The organism is Bradyrhizobium dasycarpum (assembly GCF_042019905.1).
GTDB lineage: Bacteria > Pseudomonadota > Alphaproteobacteria > Rhizobiales > Xanthobacteraceae > Bradyrhizobium > Bradyrhizobium japonicum_B.
This window is the reverse complement of sequence record NZ_CP169574.1, coordinates 2,617,259-2,641,192: the sequence shown is the minus strand read 5'-3', so window position 1 is coordinate 2,641,192 and position 23,934 is coordinate 2,617,259. Positions and strand designations below refer to the sequence as shown.

Below are 23,934 nucleotides of genomic sequence, written 5' to 3'. Positions count from 1 at the left end.
GATGGTGGGGCAGGGAGAGGCGGATGGCCGAGGGCGCAGCCGAACAGGACGACAAGGCGGGTAGGGCGCCAGGACCTCGTGAGGGCCAGCGTGACGGCCAGCGCCGCTTCGCGCAATGGGTCCGCGACTATCGCCGCCTGCCCGGCATTCCCGACGAGTTCTTAGGGCCCGACGGCGCCCCGCGCGCGGTCTGGAGCCGCTTCTTCGAGGCCTTCGGCGCGCTCGCGCCCGACGAGATCGAGCGGCGATTCGGCATGGCCGACCGCCACCTCCGCGAGGCCGGCGTCACCTACCGGGCTCCCGGCGACAGCGCCGACCGGCCCTGGTCGATCAGCCACCTGCCGCTTTTGATCGACGAGGCCGACTGGCAGCAGCTCTGCGCCGGCATCAGCCAGCGCGCCGAGCTGCTCGAACGCGTGCTGCGCGACCTCTATGGCGAGGGACGCCTGGTCGCCGAGGGCGCGCTGCCCGCGGCCGCGATCGCCGGCAGCCCCGAATACCTCCGTCCCGTCTGCGGCGTGCCGCCGCCGGGCGGGCGCTATCTGTCGCTCTATGCCGCCGATGTCGGCCGTGGGCCCGACGGCCGCTGGTGGGTGCTCGGCGACCGCACCCAGGCGCCGTCGGGCGCGGGCTACGCGCTGGAGAACCGCCTGGTGCTCTCGCGCGCCTTTTCCGATCTCTACAAGTCGATGAACGTGCCGCGGGTCGCACCGTTCTTCGAAGCCTTTCGCGACAGTCTTCGCGCGCGTGCCGACCGTGACGAGCCGCGCATCGGCGTGCTGACGCCGGGCAGCTTCAGCGAGACCTATTTCGAGCATGCGACGCTGGCGCGCTATCTCGGCTTCCTGCTGGTCGAGGGCGACGATCTCGCCGTCAGCGACAACCGCATCCACATCCGCACCGTCGCCGGCCTCAAGCGGCTCGACGTGCTGCTGCGCCGGGTCGATTCCAACTCGCTCGATCCGCTCGAGCTCGATGCGTCCTCGCATCTCGGCGTGCCCGGCCTGATCGACGTGCTGCGCAAGGACGGCGTCGTGGTCGCCAACATGCCGGGCTCCGGCGTCCTGGAGGCGCGGGCGCTGCTCGGCTTCCTGCCGGCGCTCAGCCGCCGCCTGCTCGGCGAGGAGCTGAAGATGCCGCATATCGCGACCTGGTGGTGCGGCCAGCGCGTCGCGCGCGAGGAGGTGCTGGCGCGGCTCGACGAGGTCGCGATCGAAGGCGCCTATGGGCGCGGCGTGCCCGGCTTCGACCAGAGCGGTCCGGTGCTCGCGAGCGAGCTCGATGCGGGCGGCCGCCAGCGCCTGATCGATGCCATCGCCGCGCGCGGCATGGATTATGTCGGCCAGGAGGTGGTCCGGCTCTCGACCATGCCGGTGTGGGAACAGGGCCAGATCACGCCGCGTCCCTTCGTGCTGCGCGTGTTCGCTGCGGCGACGCCGGACGGCTGGGCCATCATGCCCGGCGGCTTCTGCCGCATCGCCGAGCAGCCGGACGCGCGCGCGGTGTCGATGGGCGACGGTGCCCGTGCCGCCGACGTCTGGGTCGTCTCCGACAAGCAGGTCTCGACCGCAAGCTTGCTGCCGGCGACCGACAAGGTGCGCATCCGCCGCATCGCCGGCGTGCTGCCGAGCCGCGCCGCCGACAATCTGTTCTGGCTCGGCCGCTATCTCGAACGCGCCGAGGCGACGCTGCGCCTCGTGCGCGCTTTGGGCTCGCCGAGCGGGCCCAACAAGGGCACGGCGGCCTCGGTGCAATCGGCCGAACGCATCCAGCGCCTGCTGGTGGCCTGGGGCGCGGTCTCGCAGACCTCGCGCGCGGCCGCAGGGCGCATCGTGGCCGAAGCGCTGCAGAGCGAGGCTCGTTTCGGCTCGGCGCTGTCGCTGGTGCGCGCGGCGCAGCGCACGGCGACATCCTTGCGCGAGCGGCTGTCGCCGGATGCCTGGCAGGTCATCACCGAGATGGCCGAGCGCCTTGCCTACGAGGTCGAGGACGACGACAGCGTGCTGAGCGCGGCCGAGCTGACCTTGCAGGAGCTGGCGAGCTTCGCGGGCCTTGCGCAGGAGAACATGAACCGCGCCGCCGGCTGGCGCTTCCTCGACATCGGCCGCCGCATCGAGCGTGCCATCAACACCACGCGCTTCACGCGGCAGTTCGCCTATGACGAGGCCGGCGACGAGGACCTCGACATCCTGCTGACGCTGGTGGATTGCCAGATCACCTACCGCTCGCGTTATCTGCTGGCGCCGCTGCTGGCGCCGGTGCGCGACCTCGCCGTGCTCGATCCCTTTAATCCGCGCTCGGTGGCGTTCCAGGTGGCGACGCTGAACGAGCACATCGAAGCGCTGCCGAGCCTGAAGGAGCACGGTCTGATCGAGAAGCCGCAGCGGCTCGCGATGGCGATGCAGGCGATGCTGGCAACGGCAGAGGCCGAGAAGCTCGAGGTCAAGATGCTGTTCGCGCTGGAGCAGGATCTGCTCGGCCTCGCGGATGCGATCGGGCAGCACTACTTCCCGCATGGCCCCAATGCCGCCCGGCCGGAAAAGCTGACGGGGCTGGCGTGATCTACGACATCCGTCACGTCACCACCTACGAATATGAGAGTCCCGTCAGCTTCGCCCGCTGCACGCTGCGGCTGGAGCCGCGCAGCGGCGGCGGCCAGGAGCTGATCTCGCACAAGGTCGAGATCCGTCCGCGCCCTGCCGAGCGCAATGCGCGGCACGATTTCTTCGGCACGCTGACCGAGAGCATCGTGATCCAGGCCGCGCATCGCAACTTACGGATCGATCTCGCGCTCGCGCGTCTCGGTGTTGCGTCAGCCGCCGCCGCGCGATGCCGCGAGCCCGCCCTGGGAGAGCGTTCGCGACATTGCCTTCGAAGCGACGAGCCTCGGGCCGGCCTCGCCGATCGGTTATGTCTTTGCGAGTCCGCTGGTGCCGGTGTTGCGCCCGGTCAGCGCCTATGCCGCCGAGAGCTTTCCACCGGGCGCTGGCGTCCTCAAAGGTGCGGTCGATCTGATGCATCGTATCCGCAACCAGTTTCGCTACGACGCCAAGGCAACGGTGATCTCGACGCCGCTGAACGAGGTGTTCGACAACCGCCACGGCGTCTGCCAGGACTTCGCCCATGTGATGATCGCAGGGCTGCGCGGGCTCGGCCTGCCCGCGGCCTATGTCAGCGGATACTTGCGCACCATTCCGCCGGCAGGCCAGCCGCGCCTGCAGGGCGCCGATGCCACCCATGCCTGGGTCTCGCTGTGGTGCGGGGCGGAGCTCGGCTGGATCGATTTCGACCCGACCAACGATCTCCTGATCGGCAACGACCATATCGTGCTCGCGGTCGGGCGCGACTTCTCCGACGTCTCGCCGGTCGACGGCATCATCGTCGGTTCGCCCAAGCAGAAGCTCGGCGTCGCCGTCGACGTGGTGCAGGTGGAGTAGGGCGGGTACGCATCAGCGAAGTTTCTCAGTGACCCCGAGGCTTGCGCAGAGCGATCACCCCGATCGCCACCAGCAACCCCGTGCTGACCAGGGCCAAGCCTGCGAGCTGGAGACTGTTCGGAACCTCGCCTGTGATCGGCATGCCGATCAGGATGGCGACGGCTGGGACGAGGGCCGGAAAGACCGCGGCGCGGCCGGCACCAATAATTTGAACAGCCTTCGAGAAAGCGATGACAGCAACGACGCCTGAGAGAACGCCTTGCACCAGGATTTGCGCTGCGAGCATCGGCAAGGGAGCTGCCAACAGACGATCTGCTCCGATCACCAGGATGTATCCGGGGACGTAGACAGTTGCTGAAAGCACCGAGACAACAGCGGTGCCTGCGACCGGCGACACGCCCCAGCGGCGGCTGAGGACCGTAAACACTGCCCACATCAGGCCGGCAGCCGCGAATAGCAGGTCGCCGATCGGCGTCAATGCCGTCCCGGTCATCAAGCCAGGCCCGGCAATCACAGCGAGCCCGGCGAGGATTATGGCGACACCGACAACGCGCGCAATCGTCGGCCGATCACCCAGGACCAGAAATGCTAGTCCGATCGACCCGAGCGTCAGCGCTGCCGGCTGGATGACGGCACCATGGGCCAGCGGCGCGAATGAATAGCCTGACACACCGGCTATCACGAAGAGCGGGCCGACTAGCAGTGTCAGCGCGGCGCCCTTCATCATGCCCATGCCGGTCATCCCCATGATGCCGTGCCTCAACAACCACGGCAGCATAATCGATCCTGCGACGCCGTACCGGATCGCCGCGATGTCGGTGGCGTGGAGACCCGCCGAGACACCGGCGCGCGCCATGGCCAAATAGGAGCCCCAGATGCTCGCGGCGAGCAAGCCGAGCGCAAGGCCGCACACCTCCGGCCGATCGCGCAAAGCCACCCGCGAAGGCACGCTCGGTACAGCAACCGTAGAATGGGACGTGCTCATGAGAATCTCTTATTCTTGAGATCTGAGATCAGGCCGCGATGGCGATCTTGCGCAGCGCCGAGAGCGCTACGGCCGGATCCATCCGGTTGCGGTAGTCGGGATCGACGCTCGCGAGTGCGATACGGCCGCCCCTCTCGATGACGTAGCTCGCCGGCATTGGCAGCGACCACTGTCCGTCCCCGTTGCGGGTCGGCAGGTCGTGACCGAATTTCCGGTAAAGCGCCTTGATGGCTGGCGAGAGTTGGAAGCGGATGCCGAGTGCATCCGCCAGCGCACCGTCTGTATCACTCAACACGTCGAAGCTCAGCGCGTTCTTCTCCGCGGTCGTCAACGTGTTGTCGGGCGTCTCCGGCGAGATGGCGACAAGGCGGGCGCTAAGCGCCGTGATCTCGGGCAGCGCTTTCTGGTAGGCGCGCAGTTCGAGATTACAGTACGGGCACCAGCCGCCGCGATAGAAGGTCACAACGAGTGGGCCGCTCGCGATCAGAGCGCCGAGATCGGTCGTGCCACCGATCTGATTCGGCAGTTGCCTTTTCGGAAACTGTGCACCGGTCTTGAGCGCGCGATCAGCCAGGGACTGCAGCGCCGCATTGTCGTCATCGACGAGCTTCGCGGTCTCAGCGCCGACGCGCTCGCGCCAGGATGTCTTGAAGGTGTCGAGTTCGGTCTGCAGGGACATGATCGTTCTCCGGAATGTTCGTGGCAAAAGAATTGAAGCCGGCCGTTGTTCGATGGGGTGCTCAGGTCTTGGATGCGGCCATCATCTGTTGGACGAGCGCGTTGGCGCTGGCGCCTTCGAGCGCGAGTCCGTACCCGACTTCGCGGACGATCCGCTCTTTCAGCGGTTGGATGAAGTGGATGCGCGTATTGCGGCGCGTCACCTCGGGTTGCTTGAGGTATTGCTGCGCCAGATCACGGGCGACCGCGACGGCACTGCCGGCATCCGCCAGATAATTGACGACGCCCCATGCTGCCGCTTCCTCAGCCGTGACCGGACGCGGGCTAAGGAGGAATGCTTCGGTCCGGCCCGCTCCAGCGCGATACGCCCACGTCGTGTAAACGCCATCGCCCGGAACGATCCCGCCGGCGAAGTGCGGCAGATCGTGGAAAGTCGCCGTCTTGGCAGCAACGATGACGTTGGCGAGCAGCGCATACTCGGTGTGGATGTGCGCCTTGCCCTCGATGGCGGCAATCATCGGCACGCGAATGTTGGCGATGTTCTCGAGGATCTGGGTGCCTTCGTCGTGCACTTTCGACCAGACATTGGCGTCGCCGACATTGCCGAAGCTGGCGAAGTCGATTTCGGCCATGTAGTCGCCGACACCAGTCAGGATGACGACCTTGTTTCCGCGGTCGCGGCCGATCTCGTAAAAGGCGTCCGTGAACCCTTCATGGTCGCGCGCATCAAATTTGATGGGGCCGCCGTTGGTGTGCATCTCGACCAGCAAGATGCCGTCTGCGTCCCGGCTCATGCGGAGGTGGGCGTAGCGTCTGAAATAGGCCGGCGCTGGGTTGGTTTCGGCGCTCATGATCATCTCCGTAGCGTTGCGTACCGGCGGTGCTGTCGTCACCGGCGACACATCAATGGACCATGCGGCGGACTTGCGGAACGCCTGCGAAATTCATAACATTGATACGGGAGGCGTATGAATTAGATGGATCTGCTGGGCCCGATGAAGACGTTCGTCCGTGTGGTCGAAGCCGGCAGCTTCACCGCGGTCGCCACCGAACTGAACTCGACGCAGCCGACGATCAGCCGGCAGATCGCAGCGCTCGAGGAGCATCTCGGCTCGCGCCTGCTCACCCGCACGACACGTGCTTTGACGCTGACCGACGACGGCCGCGCATTCTACGAGCATGCATTGCGCGCTTTGGAGGCCGTGGGCGAGGCAGAAAACGCAGTCGGCCGTCGCCAGGCGAAGCCCACCGGAACGTTGCGATCTGCCGTGCCGGTGGTGCTCGGGCGTCGACATATCGTGCCACGCCTCGCCGGCTTCCTCTCGCGCTATCCGGATCTGTCGATCGATGTGACGATGAGCGATAGCTTCGTCGATCTCGTCGAGCAGGGCATCGACCTCGCGCTACGCGTTGGCGAGGTCACCGACCAGAGCCTGGTTGCGCGCAAGATCGGCATGGTGCGCCGGATTACGGTAGCCTCACCGGCCTATCTCAAGGAGCATGGTACACCACGTGCGCCTGCCGACCTCGCACGCCATCAGTGCATCGTCTACACGCGCCTAGCGACGGGCAATCGATGGCACTTCGAGAGCAAGGATGGGCCTCTGGTGGTGGCTGTCTCGGGCCGCTATCGCGTCGATAACTCGGAAGCCGTGCGTGAAGGCGTGCTTGCCGGTCTCGGCATCGCCGTCATCCCGGCATTCGCGTTCTCAAATGAAGTGGAGCACAAAGAGGTTCAAGTTCTGCTCAGGTCATACGAGCCCAAGCCTCTGCCGCTCAATGCCGTGTACCCGTCACGCCGCTTCGTGCCGCTCAAGGTGCGAGCAATGATCGATTTCCTGGCCAACGAACTTGAGATCGATCCGGTGCTCAGCCGCTACGGCATATCCGCTGACTGAGCGTCAGACATAACCCCAGCAGTGGACGCGCCCGGCCAAGGAAATGGCGTCAAAGCGGAGGTCTCTTCCTGGCCCATCTCCGACCTACGGTGAGGGACGCCAACGCGACTCCACAAGAAGTGCAGCGCGGGTTTATGGGGACACGCGCTGGAAGCGGTCGGTGCTCGCCGGTCACCGAACCATGGTTTCGCGATCCCAGGCCTTGTAGTCGGGCGAACCCTGGGTGCGGATGGGACCGTCGTAGCCGTATTCCACCATGTGCACGGTCACGTAATCCTCGCCGAGAAACGCGACGCCGTAGGATTGCGGCAGATCGCAGGCGCTCAGCAGCTTGGTCTCGGAAAAGAGCGGATAGCTCGCATGGTTGGTGCCGCGCAGCGACGAGACCGGCACGCCGGCAATCGAGCCGGCGAGAGGCAGGTGACAATGTCCGAAGAAGACGTGGCGGATCTTGGCCCGATGGCGACTGACGAGATGGCGGAATGGAGCCTCGTCGAGCAGCCCGATCTGGTCGAACGGGACGAGATGCACCGGCATCGGATTGTGGTGCATGAAGAGCAGAAACGGCCCGTCATGCTCGGCAAGCCGGGCCTCGAGCCAGCCAAGACGATCCTCGCAATAGCGGCCGGCATGCGTTTCCGGATGGGCGGTGTCGAGGAATAGGCAGCGGCCGGCGGCAGTATCGTGGATGCCCTGGACGAAGCCGTTGTCGTCGGCGAGGTCGGGGAACACGCTCAGGAAGGCGTCGCGCCGGTCGTGATTGCCGATGCACAGCCGCACCGGCAGCGGATATGCGTCGAGGCGCTGCTTGAGCCATTGATAGTCGGCGAGATCGCCCCAGTCCGAGAGATCGCCGGTGATGACCATCAACTCGGCGTCGTGATGGTCTTCCAGGGCATGCGCCAGTGCGCGCTCGAAATTGGCGCGCGGATCGCGGCCGCCGATCGTGGAGCCGGGCGCCGTCAGGTGAATGTCGCTCAGATGCAGCAGCTTCATGGTTTCTTCCCTTCGTGCGGTACGGGCGCCGGCGGCGCCCCGTGTTCTAGCGATTGTCGGGACGCTCAGCGCGCAGCGCCCGTGGTCTTCGGCAGCAGCTTCTGCACGTCCGCGGTCATGTCGGCGAGGACGGCCTCGGGTTCCTTGGCGCGGGCACCCGAGATGATCGCGTTGAGATGATCCTTGATCACGTCCGTGATCTTCAGGCCGTTGTCGCCGGGGAAGGCGTACCACTTGGTGAGCAGCGCGAGCTGGCTGACCGCGGTGTAGTTGTTGGGGTTCTTGACGTAGAAGTCCTTCAGATAGACGTCGTTGGCGACCTTGTTCGGCGGCATGTAGCCGGTGGTCTCCGCCATGATCGCGGCGCCCTTGGGGCCGGTCCAGAACTTCACCGCATCCCAGGCGGCGTCGCGCTTGGCCTTGTCCTTGGCGAGGATCAGCACGACATTGCCGCCGGCCGGCAGCCTGCCGTTCGGAGAGACGACGTCCGGGAACGGTATCGTCTTCAACGCGAACTTGCCGCCGGTCATCTGCGTGACCTTGTTGAGGTCCGAGGTCGAGGTGACGTGGAAGCCGGTCTTGCCGGAAGCGAACGCCGCGCGCATGGAGGGCTGGTCGAGATTGGGCATACCCGCCTCGTTGACGAGCCGCGCGATCGTGTTGATGGCGAACTTGCCTTCCGCTCCGTCGAAGGCGACCTTGGTCTCGTCGGCATTGAGCATGGTGCCGCCGCGCGCGAACACCGGTGCCTGCCACAGCCAGTTGCCGGTGATGTCCCAGGCATAGGTGACGCCATTGGTGTCGTTGCCGAGCGCCTTGATCTTCTTGGCGAGCGCGATCAGCTCGTCCCAGCTCTTCGGCAGGTTGTTGACGTCGCCGCCGGCCTGCTTCACGAGGTCGAGATTGACGTAGACGATGGGCAGGGAGATCGCGAAGGGCAGGGCGTAGACCTTGCCGCTGGCGGTGCCGATGTCGAACATCGCCTGGTGGAAGCCCTGCTTGTCGAAATCCTTTTCGGCGGCGATGTAGCCGTCGAGCGCGGCCGGGATATTCTTGTCGACCAGGACGCGGATGCGGTTCAGTCCCTGGAAGGACACATCGGGCATCTGGTTGGTCACGGCTTCACGCAGCACTTTCTGGGTGCCGTCCTCGTAGGATTCGTAAGGCGCCCGCATCGTGACCTTGATCTCCGGGTGCACCTTGGCGAATTCCTCGGCGATGCGCTTGTGGGTCTCGGTGAACAGCTCCGGATAGGGATACTGCATCACGATCTCGGTCTGGGTCTGCGCGAGCGCAGAGCCGGCCGCAAGCGACAGAGCCGCCGCGGCGATGATGGACTTCAGCATGGATAGACTCCTGTTTGGGGTGGTTCGGTTACTTGATGCCGGTGAGGGTGATGCCCTCGATGAAACGGCGCTGGGCGAAAAGGAAAGCGATGACGAGCGGCGCGATGATCATCATCGCCGCGGCCATCAGCGGGCCGTAGCTGGTGCCGGCCTCGCTGTTGCGGAAATGCGCGACCGCGAGCGGCGGCGTGCGCAAGTGCTCGCTGTTGAGCACGATCAGCGGCCAGAAATAATCGTTCCAATGCGCGACCACGGAGAAGATGCCGAAGGCGGTGACGGCCGGGATCGCGGCCGGCAGCATCACCCGCCAGACGATGCCGAATTCGGAGATGCCGTCCATGCGCGCGGCGTCGATGAGATCGTCCGGCACCGTCTTGAAGAACTGGCGCATCAGGAAGATGCCGAACACCGAGATCGTGAAGGGCAGGACCAGCGCGGCATAGCTGTCCAGCAGCCCGGCCTTGTGCAGCAGCAGGAAGACGGGGACTGCGGTCGCCTGCGGCGGGATCAGGATTCGAACAGCACGAGCGCGAACAGCGTCTCGCGGCCGAGAAAGCGGAGCTTTGCGAGCGCGTAGGCCGCCGGCAGTGCCACCATGACCTGCAGCACGAAGATCGAGACTGTGACGATGACGCCGTTGAGCAGGAAGCGCAGCAGATTGGCCTTGGCGAAGGCCTCGCGCAGGTTCTCCGCCAGTGCAAACCGGTAGGGGATCAGGTGCAGCTCGCTGGAGAAGATCTCGGTCTGCGGCTTGGACGCGGTCGAGATCATCCAGATGAAGGGTGCCAGCATGACCGCGGCGCCTGCAATCAGCAGCGCGTGGCGGAGGATCGCCTGGAGCGTAATGGAATGCATGCGGCTCATGTGTAGTGCACCCCGCGATCGGCGAGCCGCGATTTGATCAGGGTGAGCAGAAGAACGAACACCAGGAACACGACGGTGATCGCCGCGGCGTAGCCCGAGCGGAAGAATTCGAAGCCTTCCGTGTACATGGTGTGGATCAGCACCTCGGTAGATTTCGATGGGCCGCCCTTGGTCAGAACGTGCACGGTGTCGAACACCTGGAACGAGCGGATGCCGGAGATCACGACGACGAAGGTCGTCACCGGCCCCAGCATCGGCCAGGTGACGAGGCGGAAGCGTGCCCAGCCGCTCGAGGCGCCGTCGATTTCGGCCGCCTCGTAGAGCTGCTTGGGAATGGAGACGAGGCCGGCGAGAAACAGCACCATGTTGAAGCCGACCGCCTGCCAGATGCCGATCGCACACAGCGCATAGAGCGCGGTGCTGCGGTCCTGCAGCCAGGCGAAGGCGGGCAGGCCCGCGCCGCGGAGCAGCCCGTTCACCAGGCCGAATTGCGGATGCAGCATGAACTCCCACACCACCGCCATGGCGATCAGGGTCGCCATCACGGGGAGAAAATAGATGGTCCGGTACAGGCTGCGCAGGCTAGTGCCGCTCTGGATCAGCAGCGCGATCGCAAGGCCCGCGATCACGGCGCCGGGCACCACGATCACGACGTAAGTCAGCGTGTTGCGCAGCGCGGTCCAGAACACTTTGTCGGCGAACAGGTCCTGGTAATTGGCAAGGCCGATCCAGGCGAAATGCGGCGCGCCGAGCTGATAGTCGGTGAAGGAGAGGGCGATGACGCCGGCGAGCGGACCAAGCAGCATGACCAGCATCAGCGCTGCGGCCGGCGTCACCAGGGCGTAAGCGGAATATGTGCGCCGGCTGCCGTGCGCCGGTAACACCCGCCTCGCGGCGGCCGGGACGATCGCCGCGTCAAGGGTCATGGAGCCGTCAGACATGGGCGACCTCGCGGATGCGCTCGGCCTGCTCCGCTCTCAGCTCGATCCGCTTCCCGGCCGAATCGAACAGCCGCACCGCGTCGGGGGCGAAACCGAACGCGACGGGACTGCCCATCGCAGGCAAGTGCCTGACGTCGGCGAGCCGCGCGATCAGGCGCAAGCCGGCGCCTTCGATCGCAAGGTGGACGAAAGCCTCCGCGCCGAGGTTTTCCAGGTGAACGACGCTTCCGGAAAATGGCCCCGCGCCGAGGTCGATCCGCTCCGGGCGCACGCCGACACGGCAGTCGCCCGCGGCGGCGCCGCACGCAAGCCGCAGAGCGACCCCCAGCACGTCGATGCCGCCGTCCTTCCTGACACGGCCGGGAAGGATATTGATCTTGGGGCTGCCGATGAATTCGGCAACGCGGATGTCGCTGGGATCGTTGTAGATCTCCGCGGGCGTGCCGGCCTGAATCAGTTCTCCGCCCATCATGACCGCGATCCGGCTCGACATGGTCATCGCCTCGGCCTGGTCGTGCGTGACATAGATGAACGTTGCCTTGAGACGGCGATGCAGCTCGGCGAGCTCTGCGCGCATGTGGACGCGCAGCTTGGCGTCGAGATTCGAGAGCGGTTCGTCGAACAGGAAGGCTCGGGGCTCGCGCACCATGGCGCGTCCGACGGCAACGCGTTGCCGCTGTCCGCCGGACAATTGCCCGGGCTTGCGTCGCAGCAGCGGCGCGATATCGAGCTGCTCGGCGATGGCCGCGATGTCGGCGCGGATGACGCGTTCCTTGGCGCGCCGGCCCGGCAGCAGCGCCCCCAGCAGCGGCAGCCGTTCGATCGTCGAGAGGCGCCGCATCCGCAACGGTACCGCAATGTTGTCGAAGGTACTCAAATGCGGATAGAGCGCGTAGGACTGAAACACCATCGCGAGGTTGCGCGCGCTGGGGCGAATGTGGTCTACGCCGCTGCCGTCGATGCGGACCTGCCCGGAATTCTGCGGCTCCAGCCCGGCGATGATCCGGAGCAGGGTCGACTTGCCGCAGCCGGAAGGACCGACCAGCGAGATGAACTCGCCGTCCTCGATTCGGAAATCGATGCCTTTCAGGACGTCGGTCCCATCGAAGGATTTGCGGATTGCTGAAAGTTCGATTTGCGCCATTCGCGCGGGTCCACTGCTGCCTGTTGCGGCGCATGAGGAGTTAAGGAGGGCATCTGACATTCACATTACGGTCAATGGCATTGCTTATGCTGATCCCAGGTTTTGCTTTTGCGGCGTCCTGAAGCGGGGATGCCGGTGTTGGAGTTGTTGTCGTGGCATTGACGTCGTCGCGTGTCCGGGCGGTCAACGCGGTGTTCGACACCGGCAGTTTTGCTGCCGCAGCCAGGAAACTGGGAGTGTCGCAGCCCGCCGTCGCGCAGCTTGTGCGCGATCTGGAGGCGGAGTTCGCCGTCGCGCTGTTCGACCGCCACGGGCAGAACCTGATTGCGACGCCGTTGTGCCGGCGTCTCTACGCCGCAACGAACCGGATGCAGGCACTCGAGGTGGATGCGCTGGCGATCCTCCAGCAGCGCGACGAGCTGACGGGGGGCGAGCTGCGCATCGGGCTCGGCAACGCCATGCCGGGCATGGCGCTGATCGCGGCCTTTCGCAACCTGTATCCGAAGATCCAGATCAACATCGAGATCGGGAGCTGGTCGGCGATCATGGCGGCGGTGGTCGATCAGCGTGTCGACGTTGCCGTGCTGCCGGAGGTGCCGCAGGACAACCGCTTCCGTCGCGAACCCTGCGTGCAGCAGCGCGTCGTCGCGATCTGCCATCCCGTTCACGACCTCAGCCGGGAATCGCGCGTGTCCGCCGTCAGCTTGATGCAATATCCGCTGGTGTTTCGGACCCGGGATTCCGCGACCCAGCGGGTCGTGGACCGGGCCTTCCGCGCCGTCAATCTGCGTGCGAGTCCGGCGATCGTCGTCAACACGCGCGAGGGAATGCTGGAGGCCGTCGCCAACCGGCTCGGTGTCGGCTTCGTCTGGGAGCACGGCTCGAGGCCGTATCGATCGCATCGCCAAGGTGGCGATTGCGGAAATGGAGGCGGAATCGCCCGAATATATCTTCTCGCTGGCCGGCAAACGCGGCAAGCTGGTCGAGCTGTTCTATTTGGCCAGAAGCCTTTCGCGCTCGGCGGATGGCGCCGACATCTTGTCCGCCCCGTAAAGCGGTCGTCGGGCCCGGGTCTTTCCGGCGCCGTCGCCTTCAGGATGTAGCCGAGCGTGACCGCAACCGTGATGTTGCGCAGCGGGAATATAACATAATTACGAATTTTTGATGCGGAGTTTGGTCAGCCGGCCCAAGATGGGCTATGCTGGTGCTGCGTCGAGAACAACACAAGACGTCGGGAGAGAGCGTGGGACACCAGCGGCGGACGGGGCTGCATCCATGATAACCTTACCGAGACTGGCGGCCGAATCTCGAGAGAAGTTGCTCGGTACGTTCATGCGTCGCCGGTACGACGAGACCTCTGCAAGCATCGTCGAGAGCGCGACCCGCACCGCGATGGAATGCATCGGCAACAGCGATGCGCTCTATCACAATATCGAGCATACGATGCTGGTGACGCTGGCCGGCCATTCCATCCTCAGTGGCCGGAGCCTCCATACGCATCTGTCGGCCGCGGACTACGTCCATGTCCTGATCGCCTGCCTCGCCCACGACATCGGCTATGTCCGCGGGCTGTTCGAGGAGGACGATGCCGACGGCTTCGTCATCGACGCCGCCGATACCAAGATCTCGCTGCCACGCGGTGCATCGGACGCGAGCCTGATGATGTATCACGTCGATCGCTCGAAACTGTATGTGACGCGGCGGCTGCGGCATATTCCCGGCCTGGATCCGGAGCGCATTGCCCGCGCCATCGAGGGCACGCGCTTCCCGGCCCGCCAAGGCCAGGACTATGACGACGAAGCCTCGATCCTGCGCGCAGCCGACTTCATCGGCCAGCTCGGCGATCCCAATTATCTGCGCAAGGCCAACGCGCTCTATTACGAATTCGAGGAGGTCGGCATGAATCGCCAGCTCGGCTACGATTCGCCGGCCGATATCGTGAACCGCTATCCGCAGTTCTATTGGAACAGCGTTGCGCCGCACATCCAGACCGAGATCGGCTATCTCAACAAGACCGAGATCGGCCGGCAATGGATCGCCAATCTCTACAGCAACGTGTTCCGCGCCGAGCGCGACATCTCGCTGTCGGGGCCGCAGAAATAGGCTGCGCCTTGTAGCCCGGATGGAGCGCAAGCGAAATCCGGGATTCGCAATGCAGGCGTCCCCGCATTGCGCTTCGCTCCATGCGGGCTACAAGGTCTCTGCGCAACGAGATCATCCGTGAGCCAACCATGCTACAAAAAACCATCAGCACGGACATCCTCGACATCGCCTATCGCGAATACGGCGCGCCGGACGGCTGGCCCTGCATCATGGGCCACGGCTTTCCCTACGACGTGAACGCCTATACCGAGACCGCGCCGATCCTCGCCGAGGCCGGTGCGCGCGTGCTGGTGCCCTGGCTGCGCGGCTACGGGCCGACGCGCTTCCGCAGCGCCTCGACCTTGCGCTCCGGCGAACAGGCGGCACTTGGCGCCGATCTCCTGGCCTTCATGGACGCGCTTGATATCCAGCGCGCGGTGGTTGGCGGCTATGATTGGGGCGGGCGCGCGGCCTGCGTGGTCGCAGCGCTTCATCCGGAGCGCGTGATCGGGCTGGTCAGCGGCAATTCCTACAACATCCAGAACATCGCCCGCGCCATGGAGCCGGCCTCGCCGCCGGAGGAGGCGGCGCTCTGGTATCAATATCTCTTCCACAACGAGCGCGGCCGCCGCGCGCTGGAGCGCAACCGGCGCGGCTTCGCGCGCCAGCTCTGGGCGATGTGGTCGCCGAAATGGGCGTTCGACGACGCAACGTTCGAGCGGAGCGCGGTGTCGTTCGACAACCCTGATTTCGTCGATGTCGTGATCCACTCCTACCGCCACCGCTACGCGCTGGTCGCGGGCGACCCCGCTTATGCGGAGATCGAGGCGCGGCTCGCCAGCCAGCCGCAGATCCGCGTCCCGACCATTGCGATCGACGGCGACAGCGACGGCGTCAATCCCGGCACTGCCCATCACGCGCGCAAGTTCGAGGGCTTCTTCGAGCGGCGCGTCTTCACCGATGCCGGTCATAATCTGCCGCAGGAGCGGCCGGCTGAATGGGCGCAGGCCGTGATCGACATCCGCAAAGCGGCTGCGGCATAGGCAGTCCAACTCCTCATCCTGAGGGCCCGCGCAGCCCGCGTCTCGAAGGATGAAAGGCCCCGCAGCCGGGCCTGCATGGTTCGCCCGGCGATGCGAAGCATCGTCCGGAGACGCGCCTTCGGCGCTCCTCACCTTGAGGGTTTAGGAGTTCAGGCGCTGGACCAACCACGTCCACTCCCCCAAATTTCCCTGGTCTGCGGGAACCTTTTCCGATCGCAGCCGTCCAAGCTGTGGGGCCGCGTCTGGATGCGGGCTCTTGCAGGGGAGGATTTCGATGAAGTCGCACGTGCGTAAGCTCGAACGTGTCGCGGTGGCGCAGGCGCCGGTCGAACGGCCCGACAGGGCGGAGGTCGAGCAGGCGATCCGGACCATGATCCGCTGGGCCGGCGATGATCCCGGGCGGGACGGCCTGCGCGACACGCCGGACCGGGTCGCACGCGCCTTCGAGGAGTATTTTTCCGGATACGCGCAGGACCCGACTGAGATCCTGCAAAAGACCTTCGAGGAGATCGAAGGCTATGACGAGATGATCGTGCTGCGCGGCGTTCGCTTCGAGAGCCATTGCGAGCACCACATGGCGCCGATCGTCGGCCGCGCCTGGGTCGCCTATATTCCGCAGGGGCGCGTCGTCGGCATCTCCAAGCTTGCGCGCGTGGTGGACGTCTACGCCAAACGGCTCCAGATCCAGGAGAAGATGACGGCGCAGATCGCCAACACCATCAACGACGTGCTCAAGCCCGAAGGCGTCGGCGTCATCATCAAGGCGACGCATCATTGCATGACCACGCGCGGTGCGCACAAGCCCGGGACCGATCTGGTCACCAGCCGCATGCTGGGCGTGTTCCGCGACAATGCGCTGACGCGCCAGGAGCTGCTGGGCCTCGCCAATTCGGACGATTGATCTGTGCTTGGCGCTGACCCGCCGCATTCGACCTTGACTTACGTCAAGGGTGCGCCAGGCGAGGTCTGATCTGCTGGATGTAGTCCCTGTCAGTTGCGTGCTATCATGGCGTGTGCCCGGGGGCTCGCATGCAGGAGTGGCTCATGACAACTGCGTCAGATACGTCTCATCCGTCCAGTCTCGGCTCGGGTATCTCTGCGCTCCAAGCCAAATGGGGCTGGATCGTCGCGCTCGGCGTCGTCTACGTGATTGCCGGTTTCGTCGCGCTCGGCAGCATGGTGATGGCAACGGTGGCGAGCGTGATCGTCGTCGGCGCGATGATGATCGTCGCCGGCGTCACCGAGGTGATCGGCGCATTCCAGATGAAGAGCTGGGGAAAATTCCTGATCTGGGCCTTGCTCGGCGCGCTCTACATCGTCGCCGGCTTCCTCACCTTCCAGAACCCGCTCTTCGCCGCGGTTCTGCTCACGCTGTTCCTCGGCGCCTCGCTGCTGGCCTCCGGCGCGGTCAGGCTGTTTCTCGCCTTCAGCATGAAGCGCGAAAGCCCGTGGGTCTGGGTCGCGGTGTCGGCCGTCGTCACGTTGCTGCTCGGGCTGCTGATCCTGCTGCGCTGGCCGGTGAACAGCGTCTACATCCTCGGCCTGTTCCTCGGCATCGACCTGATCATGGCCGGTGCCGGATGGGTCAGCTTGGGCTTGGCCTTGAAGCGGCGCAGCTAAAGCATGATCCGGAAACGTGCGAAGCGGTGCTCCGAAAGGATCATGCGCCAACACCAACCGAAAGCGCGATGACGATTCGTCCAGATCTCGTCGCGCTTTAGGCGATGCTATCAGCAACTCGACGCAAGACCATCTCGTTGAACTCCGCTGATCTGACGCGCTGACAAGAAGCAGCGCGCCGTCCGAGCGTTTCGCCGCGGCGACAATCATCGGGGAGAAACCATGAGAGCCGCTCTGGCCCTGGCCGCAGCTCTGGCTGCCGCCTGCCTGTCGACGCCAGTCTCCGCGCAGAAATCCTACGGTCCCGGTGTCAGCGACACCGAGATCAAGATCGGCAACACCATGCCCTATAGCGGGCCGGCTTCGCCGCTCAGCATCACCGGACGGGTGATTGCGGCCTATTTCGACGAGGTCAACGAGAAGGGCGGCGTCAACGGCCGCAAGCTCAACCTGATCTCGCTCGACGATGCGTTCTCGCCGCCCAAGACCATGGAGGCGGCGCGGCGCCTGGTCGAGGGCGACGGCGTTGCCTTCATCTTCGCCACCATGGGCACGGCGCCGAGCTCGGCGATCGCGAAATATCTCAACAGCAACAAGGTGCCGCAGCTGTTCCTGATCAGCTCGGCCTCGAAGTGGAACGATCCGGCCAACATGCCGTGGTCGATGGCGCTGCCCTGGGCGCCGAACTACACCAGCGAGGCAGCGATCGACGTCGCCTATGCCCGCGCCAAGAACCCGAATGCGCGCTTTGCGGTGCTCTATCAGAACGACGACGCCGGCAAGGAATATTTGCGCGGCGTCAAGGAAGCGCTCGGCGCCGACGCCGACAAGGCGATCGCGATGGCCTCGAGCTTCGAGGTGGCCGACCCCACGGTCGATTCCCAGGTGCTGACGCTCGCCAACACGAAAGCCGACGTCTTCCTGATCTACTCGGTGACGCCGCGCGCCTGCGCGCAGGCGATCCGCAAGGCGCATGAGGTCGGCTGGCAGCCGACGCGCTTCATCGCGAGCGGCTGCGCCAACAAGGCCACGGTGATGGTGCCGGCGGGCGTTGAAGCCGGCAAGGGCGTGCTCTCGCTCGGCGCGCTCAAGCCGTTCGTCGAGACGCCAAAGAACGATCCGGCGATGACGGCCTATATCGACTTCATGAAGAAGCGCCTGCCCAATGCCGACGTCAACAACGTCGCCGGCCTCTACGGCTACACCGTCGCCGAGGCCCTGGTGGTGCTGCTGAAGCAGTGCAAGGACAATCTGACGCGCGAGAACATCATGGCGCAGGCCGCGAACCTGAAGAACGTGCCGCTGTCGCTGCTGCTGCCCGGTATCACCCTGAACACCACGCCGCAGGATTTCCGCCCGATCAAGGACGGCTACATGCTGCAATTCGACGGCAACGATTGGGTGGTCGCGAGCGAATTGCTGAAGGGGACGTGAGAGGGCAACGTCGCGGCCGCGTAGACGGTCCACCCTCTCCCTTGTGGGAGAGGGTGGATGCGCGAAGCGCAGCCGGGTGAGGGGTCTCTATCCTCACGAACGGTGTTGCCGGCGGAGAGAACCCCTCATCCGGCGCTTCGCGCCACCTTCTCCCACAAGGGGAGAAGGAAGAAGGAGACCGCCATGGACTTTCAACACTCGGCCCGTTCGCTGGAACTTCAGGAGCGTGTCCGCCAGTTCATGCGGACGCATGTCGAGCCGGTCGAGGAACTCTATTACGAGCAGGTGAAGCCGGAAGCGGCGCGCTACAGGACGCCGCCTGTGCTGCAGGACCTGAAGAAGATGGCGCGGGAGCAGGGGCTCTGGAACCTGTTTCTCTCCGGCGAGCACGGACCGGGTCTGTCCAATCTCGACTACGCGCCCGTGAAGGAGATCATGGGCCGCATCCTCTGGGCGCCGGAGGTCCTCAACTGCTCGGCGCCTGATGTCGGCAACATGGAGGTGCTGGCGAATTACGGCACCAGGGCGCAGCAGGAGCGCTGGCTGAAGCCGCTGCTGGAAGGGCGCATCCGTTCCGGCTTCTCGATGACGGAGCCGCAGGTCGCCTCCAGCGACGCCACCAACATCCAGTGCGCCATCACGCGCGAGGGCAACGACTACGTCATCAACGGGCGGAAGTGGTTCACCTCGGGCGCGATGAACGAGGATTGCGAGATCCTGATCGTGATGGGCAAGACCGCGCCCGACGATCCCGACCGCCACCGCCAGCAATCCATGATCCTGGTGCCCAGGAACACGCCCGGCGTGCGCATCGTCCGCGACATGCTGACATACGGCTATGACGACGCCCCGGCCGGCCATCCCGAGATCGTCTACGACAACGTCCGCGTTCCCGCCGAAAACATCCTGCTCGGGGAAGGGCGCGGCTTCGAGATCGCGCAGGGGCGGCTCGGTCCGGGCCGGATCCATCATTGCATGCGGCTGATCGGCTGCGCTCAGCGCGCGCTCGAACTGATGTGCCAGCGTGCGGTGTCCCGCGTTGCCTTCGGCAAGCCGCTGGCCGAGCAGGGCTCGGTGCGCGAGGACATCGCGCACTCCTTCTGCGAGATCGCGCAGGCCCGCCTGCTGACGCTGCAGGCCGCCGACAAGATGGACCGGGAAGGCAACAAGGCCGCGCGCGACCTGATCGCCGCCGCGAAAATCGTGGTGCCCGGCATGGCCGCCCGCGTCATCGACCGCGCCATCCAGATCCACGGCGCCGCCGGCGTCTCCCAGGACACCTTCCTCGCCCGCGCCTACGTCTACGCCCGCTTCATCCGCATCGGCGACGGACCGGACCAGGTGCACCTCGCCGCGGTGGGCAAGGAGCTGATCCGGCGCGGCGGGGTGATGGGGTAGGGCGTTGGCTCCATTGCCGGCGCCTTCGATGCCGTCGTGACGATCGCTCGTGCCGGTTACCGTCCCGACGTTCAAGTCGCGCGAGACTGATTTTGGCTCACACCGATCTCAGGTGGAGTGCGACGACCGCCATCCCGAATGCGGGCACAAGCCGCGATAACCTTGGGGCCTTCTCTTAAACCGCCAATAGCTTCTGCACTTCGGCGACCGTCGGAATGCGTCCGCTGCTGACCACCTTTTCGTTGACCACAAGACCCGGCGTGGACAACAGGTCATAGGCCATGATGTCCTTCAATTCGGTGACCTTGACGAATTCGGCTGGAATGTTGGCGCGGCTGGCGGCTTCGCGCGCAACAGCTTCGAGTTTCTTGCAGTTGGCGCAGCCAGGGCCGAGGATCTTGACCTTTATCATGCTCATCTTCTCCTTCCATCGTGTGAACGTGCTACGCGGGAGCGGCGGCGCGCTGGCGCTGCCGTAGCCAGGCCAGCGAGCCACATATTGCAGCCACGATGAACGTCAGCGTGAGAGCCAGTGGTGCCCAGCCCATGCCGTCGACCCACGCGCCGTAGATCAGGCCAGCGGCGATGCTGAACAACGCCACGGCTCCCACATAGGCGGCGGTCTTGGCGCGGCCGATCACGACCGCCACCATCAACATGCTTTGAAGACTCAATTCGGGGTCGGCCATCAGGTAAGCCAGCAGCGGACCGCGATGCATGCCGAGATCGAGGAACATGCGTGCCACCGGCACTTCCACCAGAGTTGGAAAGTACATGAAGACGCCAAAGCCCACCCCCAGTGCATTGGCGAGCAGGGTGTTGCTGCCGGCAAGGCTCTCGATCCATTCCGGCTGGATGACCTGACGCACCATGCCTACCAAGAACACGCCGACCAGAAGCAGCGCAAAGATCTGCTTCACAAAGCGCCAGGACTCCCACAGCCACGACCGCCAATCATCGGCAGCCAGCTTGCTGGCGAAGTGCCACACCGCCCACATGCTGACGGCAACCGCCAGCACGCGTCCCGTCAGTCCCACCTCCAGTCCGCCCGGCTCGGGCGTCAGGCGCGCGGCGGCCACCAGCAAGGTGGTGGCGGAGAGGCCAAGTGCCAGCCAGGTCCAGAGGTTGGCGCCTTCGATGATGTTCTCCATCCCTCTCCACACGGTCGCGGCAATGAGCAACAGCAGGACAATCAGAACGGATCCGTGAAAGCCGACACCTTCCTCGCCTTTGCCAGCGTCGAATGGCATCCATTGAAACAGCAAGGTCTGCCAGGCCTCGGCCCATGGCAAGGGCAGATGAACGGTCGCCATCGTGGCCGTGAACGGCCACAATTTAATGGTGCCGGCAATCAACACCGCTACAAGCGACAACAGCACGCCCAGTGCCGCCGGGGAAACGGCAGCCTGCTCGGCGAACAGGGCGTCAGTCTGGGCGTCATGGCCGACATCGTCGCGCCAGAACAGCAGTGCCATCAGTAGGCCGATTCCAATGCCGAACAACAGGCACATCACCACGCGGGCGACAGCAAACTCCAGTCCCAATATGCTGCCGGTGTAGGTCAACGCCATGATGTTGCCTGCAGGCGCAAAGAACAGGAAAGCGATTGCCGGGCCGATGCCCGCCCCTTTCCGGTAGATGCCTGCAAACAACGGCACGATGGTGCAGGAGCACACGGCCAGCACGGAGCCGGCTGCGGCAGCCGCCGGGTAAGATACATAGGCCGGCGTGTTGCGTCCCAGCCAGCGCGTAATACTGGCCTTAGGGATCAGCGCCACCATTGCCCCGGCGATGAAGAAGGCCGGCAACAAGCACAGCAGGACATGCGCCGCCAAATAGGAAGCGAGGCTGCCCGTGCCGCCGATGAGCAATTTGATCGCGAGGTCCATGATGGTGCCATCAGACCGGAACGCGAAAGCGCGGCATTGACCTGGGTCAACACAAACCGTTCGACGGTGATGCCGATTTCATGACGGCGAATTGCTCACGCCGCATGGTCACATCATGTCGATGTTTTGCCCGACGAGTCGAATTGATTTCGTGAAATTCGAGAGTCTTGGCGCCAGCAGCTAACTCATTGATTTAGTTGCTGCCGGCTACTGTGCATGGGGTTGTTTTCGCGCTTTCGGGAGCGGGCGCGGCGGGCGGCGGAATTCGCCGTCATCCCGCCTTGGCGATCCGCCTGTCTTCCGACCCCGCGCGCAAATTCTGGAAGAATTTCTCCACCTCGCGCGACAGCGTGTCCGCGGTCTCGGCCACGCTGCCGGCCGCACTCAGCACCGAGGCTGCGGCGGTGTCGGTCTCGCCGATGGCGTCGCGCAGCGAGGTGATGTTGGCGACCAGCGTCGCGTTGCCTTGCGCTGCGCTCTGCGCGTTGGACGAGATCTCGCGCGTGGCGGCGTCCTGCTGACCGACGGCGCCGGCGATCGCCGAGGTGACCTCGTTGATCTCGCGCACCGCGCCGCCGATCTCGCGCACGGCGTCGACCGCGTTGCGGGTCGAGGACTGGATCATCGCGACGTTCTCGCTGATCTCGGCGGTGGCCTTGGCGGTCTGGCCCGCGAGCGCCTTGACTTCATGGGCGACGACGGCAAAGCCGCGGCCGGCATCGCCGGCGCGCGCGGCCTCGATGGTGGCGTTGAGCGCCAGCAGGTTGGTCTGCTCGGCGATGGCCTGGATCAGATTGAGCACGCCGTCGATGCGCTGGGTGGCCGCCGCAAGGCTCTCGATCTCGGAGATCGATTTCTCGGTGCGCTGGCCGGTCTGCTCGACCGCGCCGGCGCTCTGCCGCACCTGGCGGCCGATCTCCACCACCGAGGCGGACAGCTCCTCGGCCGCGCCTGCCACCGCCGTGACGTTGTGCGCGGCCTGCGCGGTGGCGTTGGCCGCCGTGCCGGCGCGGCTGTTCGCATCCGCGGTGACGCGGGTGATGGTCTGCGCGGTCTGGCGCATGACGGAGGCGTTGTCGCTGAGGCCGCGCATGATCGCGCCGATCGCCTCGCGAAACTGCTCGAAGGATCGTTCGATGTGGCGGGCGCGCTCCTCGCGGGCGGCGGAATCCTGCGAGACCTGCGAGGCAAGGTTGCGGTTGCGGCGCATGGCTTCCTGAAAGACCTGGATGGCGCGGGCGAGCGCACCGATCTCATCGGCGCGGCCACTGTGCGGCACCACGACGTCCTCGGTGCCATCGGCGACCTGCTTGATGGTCGCGGTGATCGCGGCGAGCGGCCGGGCGATCGAGCGGGCGATGATGACGATGCCGATCACGACCAGGGCCAGCGCCACGCCGCCGAGGCAGGTCAGCACGAACGACAATCCGTGGTTGGTCTCGGTCTGCTGCGCGATCTGCCTGGCGCGCTCGGCATAGACCTTGGACAGCGCCTCGAGATCCTTGTTCAGCGCCGAGCGCACGGCGCGGTTGGCGTCGTTGTCGCCCCATTCGCGGCCCGCGGCCGCATTGATCTCGACGCCGCGCCGCACCAGCTCCTTGCGGAACTCGACGAATTGCTCGATGCGCTTCTTGAAGGTGGCGAACTGCTCGGCATCGTCGGCCTTGACGATGGTTTCCCAGCGCTTCACGACGTCGAGGATCTGCGCGTTGAACTTGAGCAGGCCGTCGCCGTATTTCTTCACCACGGCGGGCTCGGTCGACATGTAGACGCCGCGCGATTCCATCACGACCGCATAGACCAGCGAGTTGACCCGCTCGACGTTCAGCGCGGCGGCGTTCGCGGTCTCGATCGCGCTGGTCAGCTCGGCGCTGCGGCGGCTGTTGTAGTCGGACAGCGCGGCGATCGCGGCCGTGAGCAGCGCGAACAGCGCGAAGATCGCATAGAGCTTGGTGGCAAGCGTGAAACGGCCCGCCAGCTTGGCGGCATTCCCAGATCGGTCTGATGTCATGGTACTCGGGGGCCCGGAATGGCGTGAAACGGCCGGTGAACGGGGCCGTGCAGAATTGATGCAAAACTATGCAGGATGAAGATGGATGCGGCGTTAACGCGTCGGTCGGCCCTGTTGGCCATTGGTCGAAGGAAAGCTAAGATATTTCAGCGTCTTGATCCGAAGATA

At 65.2% G+C, this 23,934-nt stretch carries 19 protein-coding genes and 2 pseudogenes; 10 read left to right on the top strand and 11 right to left on the bottom strand.

Annotated features, from left to right (window positions below):
• The first annotated feature begins 23 nt into the window (after positions 1–23).
• The gene (locus ACETMP_RS12905; protein WP_375161221.1) at positions 24–2,561 is read left to right on the top strand and encodes a circularly permuted type 2 ATP-grasp protein; all 2,538 of its coding nucleotides are present in this window, start codon (positions 24–26) and stop codon (positions 2,559–2,561) included.
• Positions 2,558–3,437 (top strand): annotated as a pseudogene (locus ACETMP_RS12900) (transglutaminase N-terminal domain-containing protein). Before ACETMP_RS12905 ends, ACETMP_RS12900 begins: the two are co-directional and overlap by 4 nt.
• Positions 3,438–3,462: 25 nt before the next feature.
• On the opposite strand, the gene ACETMP_RS12895 reads toward ACETMP_RS12900, so the two are convergent.
• The 3 genes from ACETMP_RS12895 to ACETMP_RS12885 all read right to left on the bottom strand — a co-directional run bounded on the left by ACETMP_RS12895 (position 3,463) and on the right by ACETMP_RS12885 (position 5,951).
• Positions 3,463–4,422 carry a DMT family transporter gene (locus ACETMP_RS12895; protein ID WP_375161220.1) on the bottom strand — a complete coding sequence of 320 codons (960 nt, stop codon included), beginning with the start codon at positions 4,420–4,422 and terminating at the stop codon, positions 3,463–3,465.
• 28 nt (positions 4,423–4,450) lie between these two features.
• Positions 4,451–5,101, bottom strand: coding sequence for a peroxiredoxin-like family protein (locus ACETMP_RS12890; RefSeq protein ID WP_375161219.1), 651 nt, complete (start codon positions 5,099–5,101; stop codon positions 4,451–4,453).
• 61 nt (positions 5,102–5,162) lie between these two features.
• Positions 5,163–5,951, bottom strand: a complete 789-nt coding sequence (locus ACETMP_RS12885) for an enoyl-CoA hydratase/isomerase family protein (protein ID WP_375161218.1) — start codon at positions 5,949–5,951, stop codon at positions 5,163–5,165.
• A gap of 126 nt (positions 5,952–6,077) precedes the next feature.
• On the opposite strand from ACETMP_RS12885, the gene ACETMP_RS12880 reads away from it, so the two are divergent.
• Positions 6,078–6,998 (top strand): LysR family transcriptional regulator, encoded by a 921-nt coding sequence (locus ACETMP_RS12880; RefSeq protein ID WP_375161217.1) that lies wholly within the window; start codon positions 6,078–6,080, stop codon positions 6,996–6,998.
• A 171-nt stretch (positions 6,999–7,169) separates the two neighbouring features.
• Here ACETMP_RS12880 and ACETMP_RS12875 read toward each other — a convergent pair whose 3' ends face one another.
• From ACETMP_RS12875 to ACETMP_RS12855, 5 genes and pseudogenes are all read right to left on the bottom strand, one after another.
• Entirely contained in the window at positions 7,170–7,994 is an 825-nt protein-coding gene (locus ACETMP_RS12875) for a phosphodiesterase (protein ID WP_375161216.1), read from the bottom strand.
• 65 nt (positions 7,995–8,059) lie between these two features.
• On the bottom strand, positions 8,060–9,340 hold the full coding sequence (locus ACETMP_RS12870; protein WP_375161215.1) for an ABC transporter substrate-binding protein: 1,281 nt from the start codon (positions 9,338–9,340) through the stop codon (positions 8,060–8,062).
• 28 nt (positions 9,341–9,368) lie between these two features.
• Positions 9,369–10,195, bottom strand: a pseudogene (locus tag ACETMP_RS12865) (carbohydrate ABC transporter permease).
• 5 nt (positions 10,196–10,200) lie between these two features.
• Positions 10,201–11,145, bottom strand: coding sequence for a carbohydrate ABC transporter permease (locus ACETMP_RS12860; protein ID WP_375161214.1), 945 nt, complete (start codon positions 11,143–11,145; stop codon positions 10,201–10,203).
• Entirely contained in the window at positions 11,138–12,289 is a 1,152-nt protein-coding gene (locus tag ACETMP_RS12855) for an ABC transporter ATP-binding protein (RefSeq protein ID WP_375161213.1), read from the bottom strand. Before ACETMP_RS12855 ends, ACETMP_RS12860 begins: the two co-directional genes overlap by 8 nt.
• A gap of 152 nt (positions 12,290–12,441) precedes the next feature.
• Here ACETMP_RS12855 and ACETMP_RS12850 point away from each other — a divergent pair, with 152 nt between their 5' ends.
• From ACETMP_RS12850 to ACETMP_RS12820, 7 genes are all read left to right on the top strand, one after another.
• Positions 12,442–13,392 carry a LysR substrate-binding domain-containing protein gene (locus ACETMP_RS12850; protein WP_375161212.1) on the top strand — a complete coding sequence of 317 codons (951 nt, stop codon included), beginning with the start codon at positions 12,442–12,444 and terminating at the stop codon, positions 13,390–13,392.
• Between the two features lie 172 nt (positions 13,393–13,564).
• Entirely contained in the window at positions 13,565–14,392 is an 828-nt protein-coding gene (locus ACETMP_RS12845; protein ID WP_375161211.1) for a metal-dependent phosphohydrolase, read from the top strand.
• A gap of 128 nt (positions 14,393–14,520) precedes the next feature.
• Positions 14,521–15,414, top strand: a complete 894-nt coding sequence (locus ACETMP_RS12840; protein WP_375161210.1) for an alpha/beta fold hydrolase — start codon at positions 14,521–14,523, stop codon at positions 15,412–15,414.
• Between the two features lie 274 nt (positions 15,415–15,688).
• Positions 15,689–16,315, top strand: a complete 627-nt coding sequence (gene folE, locus ACETMP_RS12835) for a GTP cyclohydrolase I FolE (protein ID WP_375161209.1) — start codon at positions 15,689–15,691, stop codon at positions 16,313–16,315.
• A 143-nt stretch (positions 16,316–16,458) separates the two neighbouring features.
• A complete protein-coding gene (locus ACETMP_RS12830; protein WP_375161208.1) occupies positions 16,459–17,034 on the top strand; it encodes an HdeD family acid-resistance protein in 576 nt (191 codons plus the stop codon).
• Between the two features lie 222 nt (positions 17,035–17,256).
• A complete protein-coding gene (locus ACETMP_RS12825) occupies positions 17,257–18,468 on the top strand; it encodes an ABC transporter substrate-binding protein (protein WP_375161207.1) in 1,212 nt (403 codons plus the stop codon).
• Positions 18,469–18,651: 183 nt separating this feature from the next.
• A complete protein-coding gene (locus ACETMP_RS12820; protein ID WP_375161206.1) occupies positions 18,652–19,866 on the top strand; it encodes an acyl-CoA dehydrogenase family protein in 1,215 nt (404 codons plus the stop codon).
• Positions 19,867–20,041: 175 nt separating this feature from the next.
• Here ACETMP_RS12820 and ACETMP_RS12815 read toward each other — a convergent pair whose 3' ends face one another.
• From ACETMP_RS12815 to ACETMP_RS12805, 3 genes are all read right to left on the bottom strand, one after another.
• Complete coding sequence (locus ACETMP_RS12815; protein ID WP_375161205.1) at positions 20,042–20,284, bottom strand: thioredoxin family protein; 243 nt, start codon at positions 20,282–20,284, stop codon at positions 20,042–20,044.
• Between the two features lie 25 nt (positions 20,285–20,309).
• On the bottom strand, positions 20,310–21,755 hold the full coding sequence (locus ACETMP_RS12810; RefSeq protein ID WP_375161204.1) for a permease: 1,446 nt from the start codon (positions 21,753–21,755) through the stop codon (positions 20,310–20,312).
• 271 nt (positions 21,756–22,026) lie between these two features.
• On the bottom strand, positions 22,027–23,766 hold the full coding sequence (locus tag ACETMP_RS12805; protein ID WP_375161203.1) for a methyl-accepting chemotaxis protein: 1,740 nt from the start codon (positions 23,764–23,766) through the stop codon (positions 22,027–22,029).
• Between the last annotated feature and the right edge of the window lie 168 nt (positions 23,767–23,934).

Coding starts and splice junctions, on each gene's coding strand:
- ACETMP_RS12905 (WP_375161221.1), top strand. CDS start 24: ATGGCCGAGGGCGCAGCCGAACAGGACGACAAGGCGGGTAGGGCGCCA.
- ACETMP_RS12895 (WP_375161220.1), bottom strand. CDS start 4,422: ATGAGCACGTCCCATTCTACGGTTGCTGTACCGAGCGTGCCTTCGCGG.
- ACETMP_RS12890 (WP_375161219.1), bottom strand. CDS start 5,101: ATGTCCCTGCAGACCGAACTCGACACCTTCAAGACATCCTGGCGCGAG.
- ACETMP_RS12885 (WP_375161218.1), bottom strand. CDS start 5,951: ATGAGCGCCGAAACCAACCCAGCGCCGGCCTATTTCAGACGCTACGCC.
- ACETMP_RS12880 (WP_375161217.1), top strand. CDS start 6,078: ATGGATCTGCTGGGCCCGATGAAGACGTTCGTCCGTGTGGTCGAAGCC.
- ACETMP_RS12875 (WP_375161216.1), bottom strand. CDS start 7,994: ATGAAGCTGCTGCATCTGAGCGACATTCACCTGACGGCGCCCGGCTCC.
- ACETMP_RS12870 (WP_375161215.1), bottom strand. CDS start 9,340: ATGCTGAAGTCCATCATCGCCGCGGCGGCTCTGTCGCTTGCGGCCGGC.
- ACETMP_RS12860 (WP_375161214.1), bottom strand. CDS start 11,145: ATGTCTGACGGCTCCATGACCCTTGACGCGGCGATCGTCCCGGCCGCC.
- ACETMP_RS12855 (WP_375161213.1), bottom strand. CDS start 12,289: ATGGCGCAAATCGAACTTTCAGCAATCCGCAAATCCTTCGATGGGACC.
- ACETMP_RS12845 (WP_375161211.1), top strand. CDS start 13,565: ATGATAACCTTACCGAGACTGGCGGCCGAATCTCGAGAGAAGTTGCTC.
- ACETMP_RS12840 (WP_375161210.1), top strand. CDS start 14,521: ATGCTACAAAAAACCATCAGCACGGACATCCTCGACATCGCCTATCGC.
- folE (WP_375161209.1), top strand. CDS start 15,689: ATGAAGTCGCACGTGCGTAAGCTCGAACGTGTCGCGGTGGCGCAGGCG.
- ACETMP_RS12830 (WP_375161208.1), top strand. CDS start 16,459: ATGACAACTGCGTCAGATACGTCTCATCCGTCCAGTCTCGGCTCGGGT.
- ACETMP_RS12825 (WP_375161207.1), top strand. CDS start 17,257: ATGAGAGCCGCTCTGGCCCTGGCCGCAGCTCTGGCTGCCGCCTGCCTG.
- ACETMP_RS12820 (WP_375161206.1), top strand. CDS start 18,652: ATGGACTTTCAACACTCGGCCCGTTCGCTGGAACTTCAGGAGCGTGTC.
- ACETMP_RS12815 (WP_375161205.1), bottom strand. CDS start 20,284: ATGAGCATGATAAAGGTCAAGATCCTCGGCCCTGGCTGCGCCAACTGC.
- ACETMP_RS12810 (WP_375161204.1), bottom strand. CDS start 21,755: ATGGACCTCGCGATCAAATTGCTCATCGGCGGCACGGGCAGCCTCGCT.
- ACETMP_RS12805 (WP_375161203.1), bottom strand. CDS start 23,766: ATGACATCAGACCGATCTGGGAATGCCGCCAAGCTGGCGGGCCGTTTC.